The 9,037-nt window shown below is 42.9% G+C and carries 9 protein-coding genes and 1 pseudogene; 2 read left to right on the forward strand and 8 right to left on the reverse strand.

The features are described from left to right. Nucleotides 1-139: 139 nt before the first annotated feature. Together NWP22_RS02370 and NWP22_RS02375 are read right to left on the reverse strand one after the other, a co-directional pair. Nucleotides 140-565: pseudogene (locus tag NWP22_RS02370) on the reverse strand (paraslipin); the annotation flags it as partial. Nucleotides 566-625: 60 nt separating this feature from the next. Next, nucleotides 626-1,057 carry an NfeD family protein gene (locus tag NWP22_RS02375; RefSeq protein WP_271733273.1) on the reverse strand — a complete coding sequence of 144 codons (432 nt, stop codon included), beginning with the start codon at nt 1,055-1,057 and terminating at the stop codon, nt 626-628. 410 nt (nt 1,058-1,467) lie between these two features. Between NWP22_RS02375 and NWP22_RS02380 the strand changes: the two genes are divergently transcribed. Next, nucleotides 1,468-1,740 (forward strand): ferredoxin-thioredoxin reductase variable chain, encoded by a 273-nt coding sequence (locus NWP22_RS02380; protein WP_271733275.1) that lies wholly within the window; start codon nt 1,468-1,470, stop codon nt 1,738-1,740. A 5-nt stretch (nt 1,741-1,745) separates the two neighbouring features. On the opposite strand, the gene NWP22_RS02385 is transcribed toward NWP22_RS02380, so the two are convergent. The 6 genes from NWP22_RS02385 to NWP22_RS02410 all read right to left on the reverse strand — a co-directional run bounded on the left by NWP22_RS02385 (nt 1,746) and on the right by NWP22_RS02410 (nt 6,848). Continuing rightward, a complete protein-coding gene (locus tag NWP22_RS02385; RefSeq protein WP_271733276.1) occupies nt 1,746-1,967 on the reverse strand; it encodes a hypothetical protein in 222 nt (73 codons plus the stop codon). 38 nt (nt 1,968-2,005) lie between these two features. After that, entirely contained in the window at nt 2,006-2,794 is a 789-nt protein-coding gene (locus NWP22_RS02390; protein WP_280801463.1) for a YdcF family protein, read from the reverse strand. Between the two features lie 85 nt (nt 2,795-2,879). Further along, a complete protein-coding gene (locus tag NWP22_RS02395; protein ID WP_271734168.1) occupies nt 2,880-3,377 on the reverse strand; it encodes a hypothetical protein in 498 nt (165 codons plus the stop codon). 33 nt (nt 3,378-3,410) lie between these two features. After that, nucleotides 3,411-4,934, reverse strand: coding sequence for a bifunctional aminoglycoside phosphotransferase/ATP-binding protein (locus NWP22_RS02400; RefSeq protein WP_280801464.1), 1,524 nt, complete (start codon nt 4,932-4,934; stop codon nt 3,411-3,413). Between the two features lie 190 nt (nt 4,935-5,124). After that, a complete protein-coding gene (gene rplY, locus NWP22_RS02405) occupies nt 5,125-5,424 on the reverse strand; it encodes a 50S ribosomal protein L25 (protein WP_271734170.1) in 300 nt (99 codons plus the stop codon). Between the two features lie 92 nt (nt 5,425-5,516). Next, a complete protein-coding gene (locus NWP22_RS02410) occupies nt 5,517-6,848 on the reverse strand; it encodes an adenylosuccinate synthase (RefSeq protein WP_271734171.1) in 1,332 nt (443 codons plus the stop codon). A gap of 336 nt (nt 6,849-7,184) precedes the next feature. Here NWP22_RS02410 and NWP22_RS02415 point away from each other — a divergent pair. After that, the coding region (locus NWP22_RS02415) for a Calx-beta domain-containing protein (protein WP_280801465.1) at nt 7,185-9,037 on the forward strand (1,853 nt) is incomplete at its 3' end.

The following is a 9,037-nucleotide window of genomic DNA, read 5'->3' on the forward strand; positions in this document are numbered from 1 at the left end:
TAAGGAAGATGCTGTCACCCTTGCACCTAGGGGGTGGGATTCTCACCCACATGAACACACAGTTATAAGAGTCTGGTTTTACCCAGTCTTACCTTCCGTCCCTGAGCATAAATGCTCATTTAGGAAGAACGAATCGCACACGCAATAATATTTCATTAATTTGAGACCGGGCGGTAAAAGTTTTATCTAACTCCAGTTGTCCCATTTCCGAGCGAATTTGAGTTAGTACTAAATTTGTCATGGCTGCTTGCAGGTTTTCCACCTTATACCATGCCTTTTCCATGTCTACAATCTGCCAGTAAACCACCGCATCCACTTCAATCCCCACATTGTCGCGGGTAATACATTTTTGGGGAGGAATATCTAAAACTTTTTCGCGGATAGTTTGTTGATAAACGATTTTATCCAAAAAAGGCATCACAAAATTCAGCCCTGGGCCAAGCTTTTTATTATAGCTCCCTAATCGTTCTACTAATACCTCATTACCCTGATTCACGACTCTTACAGATCCTGCAACTGCAGAACCACCAAGAGCCAGAAATACTAGCAAGAAAAATTCATTCATATTTTACATTCTCCTAACTTCTCATGCCATGTCTGTGTGAACAACTGTACAAGCGCCCACTTAACGCAATAGGTAATCAGGCATTACAATCAAAGTAGTGCCTTCTCTTCTGACTACATAAACTCTTTGATGGGGTGCTATGTACAGTTGCTCGTCGTCACATTGTGCGCGCCAAGAATTCCCCTCATATAGCACCCGTCCGGTTTCCCCAGGGGGAATTTCCGTTAAGGTTTGAGCTACAACTGTATCCACTATTTTTGATTTGCGTCCTCGCGGTTGCAAAAAGCGACGAGAAAGCACAATCAAAACTGTGGACAGTAATAACCAAGCTGCAACTTGCAACCCTAAACTACCCACACCCGCTAGAGACAGTAGCGCCACCATTAAGGCACTAATTCCCATCATGAATTCCACAAAAGCCGATGGTAAGAACAGTTCCATTAAACACAGAACAGCTCCCGCCAACAGCCAGATTAAGGTATAACTTGGCATAGGCATAGCACCATTCTAGACTCTAGATTCACCTAAATTCATTGCTTGGATCAAATCCACTTACACTTTAACCGTATCCTTAACCCACTAAATCTTAATTAATATTGATTAATTTTATTAGGTGTGTCCTCCAAAATTAGGGAATAGGTTTTTCCAGTCTGCTGCTGGGCTTGGTTCCCCCACTATCGGTAACAACATACCCCGCTAGTTAAAGATATATTTTCAGTTGAGAAAACTAGTAACTATTTATTGTAGAATAACATTTGTATTTAAAGCGCACAGCAACAGTAAAACGGATTTTTAATGATCTGAATGTCCCTCACTAATGACTATTAAAGCCTGCATGGGCAGGCTTTGTTTGTATATTAGTGAATATTACAAACAGTTTTTTTTAGCAGTTTCAGTAAGGAGTGACTGTGGAGATGCTTATGGAACAGCAAAAACCAAGTGGAGATGTGGTGATCAAAGTAGGCGATCGCATCCGTGTTAAAGAGTCAGTAGTAGTTTATCATCATCCTGAACATCGGGGTGAGGCTTTTGATCTCAAAGATACAGAAGGCGAAGTCGTGAATATTGCTACTGAATGGAAAGGTAGACCTGTCAGCGCTAACTTACCGATTCTAGTGCAGTTTAGTAAAAAATTTAAAGCTCACCTGCGTGAAAATGAGTTAGAAGTCATGTAAATTACTCACGAGCGGCGAAACCACTGAAAAATATTCAATTCGCCGCGCATTTTCTCTAACTCTTGACGATGCTGTGCTGCTGTTTGGTAATACCAAGCGCAATAACTCTCAAACTCTGAGCGGGTCTCAACTTCTGCGTAGAATTGGTAAGTTGTGTGATAGTGCGAAAAGTCAGCATCAACTTCACACTGAGGCGATGGCACAATATAAGGTAAATTTTCAGACATCATGATAATAGCACCAACTCCCTAAACATTCTAACTGGTTACAACCAACCACGCCAACCATAGACCCAAATACCAATATATTCTTTGATGGCACTGGTAAATAACCGTAAGTTAACCACATCAGGCAATAAGTTCAGGATAGCAGCTTTGGGGGTTCTAGTCATGGCTGCCATTTCATTTTTACTCACCTGAAAATCAGTCGGTGCGGGAATCACATCGATACCTTGACGTTGGAAAATTTGCACAGATCGCGGCATATGCATTGCAGAAGTAACTAACAATACCTTACTAATACCACGTGCTGTTAAAATCTGCTGAACATTCACAGCATTTTCATATGTATTGAGAGCCTCCGGTTCTTGAATAATCGCCTCCGATGGGATCCCAATTGATGTCAGCACATCCGCCATATCTACAGATTCTGGGGAACTGTTACCACTCCAGTCAATGCGACCCCCAGTGACAATAATGATGGGGGCTTTGTTTTGGCGGTATAATTGGGCTGCATAAATAATGCGATCGCCCGCCTCATTCAAATCAACAGTTACCCTGGGAGGGTCAGGGGAGCTAGTCGCACCACCTAAAACTACAATTGCTTGAGCGGTGGGTACTGGACTTGTAGGGAGATATTGCCATTCTAGCGATCGCACCACGGACTTAGCCACCCAAGCATTACTAGAAACCAGCAATATAATTAAAGCCAAACTAATCGCCATGGCGGCCAGGGTGGGACGTTTCCATACTGTCACCAATGCCAGCATTAAACCAATAGTAACCAGTCCCAGGGGATAAAAAAACAGTGGTAGTAACTTAGACAGATACAGCACGTTTCAAATAAATAAAATACACAGCTTCAGATCATAAATCTTGTGGGGTGGGTATCCTACCTGCCCTCTCTAAAAACATATTCCCTCATTTTTCCCAAAACCGGAAATTGAAACTTCCAGAAGTCCGACGATAACGACGGGAGACTTTTCTAGTTTGCTGTTTAGTAATTCTCTCCCTAGGGCCTTCATTCACATCAACATCTAAAACCTCCATAGGTAGCTGAGTATTCATAGGCTCCTTACAACCCCACCAAGCAGTCATCCAACCCCCACCCAGAGCGGCCATTGCACCTAGGAAGATCCCAGCGGGTGCAGAATACCCCAACAACACAAACCCCACCAAGAAAAACAACCAATATTTTAGTCCCGCGTCAATACCATCAGAGGAGGGTATAGCAGGTTCCCGGGGGCTATTTTTAGTAGAACTTGTGAACCAACCCAACACAAAACCAGCAATAATCCCCAAAAAGATACTCAGGGGTAGTGAAAAGCCCGCCATGAGCAATATGAAGATTAAAAATCCCCCAAATATCAGTTGAGAAAAGAATTCCGGTGAGATAGGCGGTAAACCTTTAGTTGCCATAGACTTACAAACACTGTAAACTACTGATTTTAATTATGCCTGTGGTGATGCAGTGGTATCCCAAATCTGCACATAGGGCATTTCCTCCCTGGTAAATGCTTCCGCCTGCTCTAGCTGCGATGTTAATAAATCTACAGTAGCATCAGCAATATCCCCAGTACGTTGAGCCAGACGCTCTTGCACAACTGCTAAAGGTGCAGTGCAGTATATAATCTCCAGGGGAATTTGGTATTTTTCCGCTTCCCCGATGGCATTTTGTCGGAGGTTTTGTTTATCATATTTAGCATCTAAAATTACATTAAACCCTTGGCGAGCCAGGATAATTCCCAGATCCAGCAACCGGCCATAGGTTTTTTGAGTCATTTCTGGGGTATATAAATCATCCCCACCACGCTCCCAAACAGAAATCCCCCCTAAATGTTTACGCACCGCATCTGAGCGAATGTGAATCGCCTGGAATTTACGCGCCAAATATTTAGCCGTTGTAGACTTCCCAGAACCGGATAACCCAGACATTAAAATCAGTTTTCCTGATTTTGATTTAGTATACTCCCAAGCTTGGCGATAATATGCTGCTGCCGTTTTTGCCGCCTCTGCCTTCACTGTTTCTGGTATATTGGGGTCATCTAACAAAAATGAAGTCACCTTAGCCCGAACATAAGCCTGACGACTTAAATACAAAGGTAATAACTGCAATCCTTCCCAATCACCAGTTTGCTCCGCATAGGTGTTTAAAAAGACATTAGCTAAATTAGGGCTGTTTCGCGCCTCCAAATCCATGACCGTAAACGCCACATCATACATGACATCCACAAAGCGAAACGGCTCGTTAAATTCAATGCAGTCAAACAGAACCATCTGATCATGCCATAAAGCAATATTTCTCAGGTGTAAATCACCGTGACATTCACGAATGTAGTTATTTTCAATTCTACTGGTAAATAATTCTGGATGTTCTAAGAAAAAATTATCTGTATATTTTTTGGTTTCCTGAAACTGTTGCTGTGTCTGGGGTCCACCAATATACTTTTCTGTTTGTTGATAATTCTCATCAATTGCCGCCCGCACTTGCGGCACTTCGCCAAAACTGCGAATATAATCGTTAGTTGTTGTAGATTTAGCGTGGTATTGCGCCACTACTTTACCTAGATTCTCTAAGTCAGCCTCTGTTAACTTACCTTGATCAAATAGTGTACTCAAGAGTAAATCCTGGGGAAACTGGCGCATTTTTAGGGCGTACTCTACAGGCTTTCCTGCTCCTTCTAAGTGATATTGCCCATCAAATACAGTTATATGTAATACTTCTAAATACAATTCAGCCGCGCCCCGTTGATTCAAACGCAACTCTTCTTGACAAAAATACTTGCGTTTTTCTAGAGTAGAAAAATCCAAAAAGCCAAAATTTACTGCTTTTTTCAACTTATAGGCATAATCTCCCGTAAGCAGTACATAGGAAATATGAGTTTGAATCAGTTCTATGGGTTCTGTGACTGGGTGGGGATAAAATCCCGGTTGTAACATCTGCTGAATTAAAACTGGAAGATTTGCTGGTGTCATAAAAAAACCGTGGGTTGGATAGTTACAAAAATTTCACATAAATCCCCCAGGTGCAGGGATTGTACAAGGTCAAAGACCAACTCATAAACCCATATTCTCACACTTTCAATAAAAAACCAGGGTTGAACCCTGGTATCATCAGCAATCATGAGATTTTTTAGTGGTGTTTTTTACAACTTACACCACAGCATTAACTTTGAGCAGATGCAAAAAAGCTCAGATGGTAAATAAAACCCTTAGCAGGATGGGATTGCACTTCTCGTAATACAGTTGTACCAGTCCACTCCAGTTCAGGGATATTTAGTTCAATTTCTGTTTTATTTACACCAGCTTGTTTGAGCAGACGCTCCACAGTTTTAGCTTCCACTACTAAAGAAATTGATTCTGTACCTTTGTGACCGTACAAATTAGCAGGTATCAGACCAGAACGACGTAAAGCATTAGGTTTGCTCCCTTCTGGTCGCTTTTGAGATTCGACTTTAATCGCCATAGAAGTTGTCAGTTATTAGTTATCAGTTGTTGACATTTGCACTTGATCATATAAACAAGCGCCTCCCCATCTGTCTTACACTCCCTACTTAATTAAGCAGCGGGTGTACCGTCACCGTACAATAAAGCACGTTTAGGTCCGTGTATGGGATCTTCCACAATAATGGTTTGATCGCGACTAGCTCCCAAGGAGACGATCGCGATGGGAACTTCCATCAATTCCGCTAAGAATTTCAGGTAGTCTAGGGCTTGGGGTGGTAAGTCTTCCAGTGTACGACATTCCTTAGTGGATACTTGCCATCCTGGTAGGGTTTTATAGATGGGGCGACATTGCGCAAATCGACGGGAACTGGTGGGAAAGTTTTCACAGCGATCGCCATCTATTTCATAGGCGACACAGACTTGAATTTCTTCTAGTTCATCCAGAACATCCAGCTTGGTAATGGCCATACAATCCATACCATTAATTCGTACCGCATAGCGACCAATCACCGCATCAAACCACCCACAGCGCCGCTTGCGTCCCGTTGTTGTCCCAAATTCCGCTCCGCGATCGCACAACAATTCCCCGATTTTTCCATCTAACTCCGTGGGAAAAGGCCCTTCTCCTACCCTAGTCGTGTAGGCTTTAGACACACCAATTACCCTGTCTATCATTGTCGGCCCTACCCCCGCTCCTACGCAAGCCCCACCTGCTACCGGGTTAGAGGAAGTCACATAGGGATAAGTCCCGTGATCTAAATCTAGCAGGGTTCCTTGTGCCCCTTCAAACAGGATATTGCGGCGACGCAAAATTGAATCATATATTTTTAGGGATGTATCCACCACATAAGGCCGTAAGCGATCGGCATAACCCATATATTCCTCAATTACTGCTTGGGGGTCTAGGGGTGGTAGATTGTAAAGTTTTTCTAAAATAACGTTTTTATAATTAATCGTCCATTCCAACTTCTCCCGTAGGGCTTCCGGGTTCATCAAGTCTAACATCCTAATCCCTGTACGCTCGGATTTATCCGCATAGGTCGGGCCAATCCCTCTCCCCGTCGTGCCGATTTTATAACTTCCTCGCCGCTCCTCTGATGCCTGGTCAATTACCCGATGATAGGGCATTGTTACATGGGCTGTTTCTGATATTAACAGATTGGCAGCAGAAATATTTAATTTTTCCAGTTTATCCAATTCTGCTATCAACACCTGTGGATCTATCACCGTTCCACAGCCAATAATACATTCCGTATTGGGATACAAAATACCAGAGGGGATTAAGTGCAGCTTAAATGTCTGACCTTCCACCACTATTGTGTGTCCAGCATTCACTCCCCCTTGGTAACGTACTACCACATCTGCGGAGCGGCTGAGTAAGTCTGTGATTTTACCTTTTCCTTCGTCGCCCCATTGGGCACCTATGACAATTACGTTAGCCAAGAGATTATATTATCAGATTATAGTTTGCACAAATTATAATTAATAACAAATTGGGTGAATTTTGTCAATCTTCAGAGGAATCATCATTCACCCACCCCCTGACCCTGCTCATCCTACCAAGAAGGGTCAGGTTTTGACCATGACAGAAGTCATTGGTTGCCTTGTGTATCTACCTGTTGTATAATTTTTGTGATCGTGAAATACCCACAGGGTGGTAACCTTCACGTCACAGGCATTGAGTTGTTTAATATTTTCTAAACAGCCTCTAAGGGGTAGAATCTACGAAAATTCCCAGGGTAATAATTTTTCATTCATTAATGTTAACAGGTGCATACTATGTCACAACAAATAATTTCATCGCTCGATGAACCAAATGCTCTACCAGGTTCTAATTTTACCTTGCCCCTGAGCTATAATACCTCAACAGGTGATAATACTCTGACTGGTATTAGTCTGCGGTTGCACTATAATTCTAGTGAACTGAGGTTCCAAAATGTCCAAAACTTCTTTAACACCAGTGTATTCTCTCCGGTAGCCGACCAAGCTGATAATAACGACTTTGACAACGACCCCCAAAGCGATCGGTATATCGAATTTGCCTATTTTGAAATTTCGGGTAACTGGCCTAACCAAGCTCTACCGTTAAAATTAGGGGACTTCAACTTTACTACTACTGAGAACTTTGATGGCACTCAAATCAAGGTGACTTCAACAGAGACAGCCACTGGTTATACACTCGAAGCGCCACCAATTATAATTCAGCAGACCACTGGTCTGGGAATTGCTGCTAAAAGTGCGAGCAAAATTGAAGGCGACGAGAATACTACCCCCTTTACCTTCACCATTAGCCGTTCTGGTAATTCCACGACCACAAATAGTGTTAACTGGAATGTAGTAATAATACCAGGTAGTGACAATGCAGATGGGTTGGACTTTGGGAACATCTTACCATCAGGCACTGTTACCTTCAATCCGGGAGAACTCTCGAAAGATATTACCATTAACGTCACTGGTGACAATATCTTTGAGGGAGATGAAACCTTCAGCGTCATTTTATCCAACCCCACCAATAATGCTGTTATTACAACGGGTAGTGCGAGGGGAACTATTTTAGAAGATGATCGCTTTCAACAAATCTCTTCAGCGGAAAACCTGGCGGCATCCTCTGGTAATACTGTTAGTATCCCCCTATTTTACAGTACTTCCACAGGTGACAATACCTTAACTGGTATTGGTTTACGTTTACATTACAACTCTAGTCACCTAAGTTACACCGGCGTCAATAACCTCTGGGATACTGACTTATTTGGTGATATCGTTACCTCTCTCGATAACAACGACTTGGATAATAACCCCAATACAGACACTTACCTAGAAATACCTTACTCTAGTATTCAAGGTAACTGGCCTAACGAACCCCTACCGTTGAAATTAGGAGACTTCAATTTTACCGCCGGAGCCAACTTTGAAGGTACACAATTGCAGGTTACAGCTAGTTCTTTAGCGGCTAATTATCGGCTAGCTACTAGCCCCATTATGGTAGACAAGCGGCAATGGAATCTTGATATTGACGGTAACGGTCAAATCAATGCCCTATCTGACGGGATTATGGTGGTACGTTTTCTCTTTGGTACAGCCTTTTCTGGGGATAAATTGACAGATGGAGCCATAGCCGCTAATGCTACCCGTAATCTCACTGAAATTCGAGAATATTTACAGGAAGCGGTAGACAATAAGTACTTAGATATTGACGGTAACGGTCAAATCAATGCCCTATCCGACGGGATTATGGTGGTACGTTTTCTCTTTGGTACAGCCTTTTCTGGAGATAGATTGACAGATGGAGCCATAGCCGCTAATGCTACCCGTGGTCTCACGGAAATTCAAGAATATTTATCCCAGTTGACTACCCTTAATGTAGTCACAGATCGAACTTTAACCGGTACTGCTGGTAATGATACCCTCAACGGTGGGGCGGGTAATGATATCCTCAACGGTGGGGCGGGTAATGATATCCTCACCGGTGGGGCGGGTAATGATATCCTCACCGGTGGGGCGGGTAGTGATACCCTCACAGGTGGGGCGGGTAGTGATGTATTCCTATATAACTCCCCCAATGAATCTAATAGAACCAACTTATCTGTAGCGAGTTTTGATACTATCACCGACTTCACCCAGGGAGTCGATAG

The sequence above is a fragment of the Anabaenopsis tanganyikae CS-531 genome (assembly GCF_029891675.1).
Taxonomy (GTDB): Bacteria; Cyanobacteriota; Cyanobacteriia; order Cyanobacteriales; family Nostocaceae; genus Anabaenopsis; species Anabaenopsis arnoldii.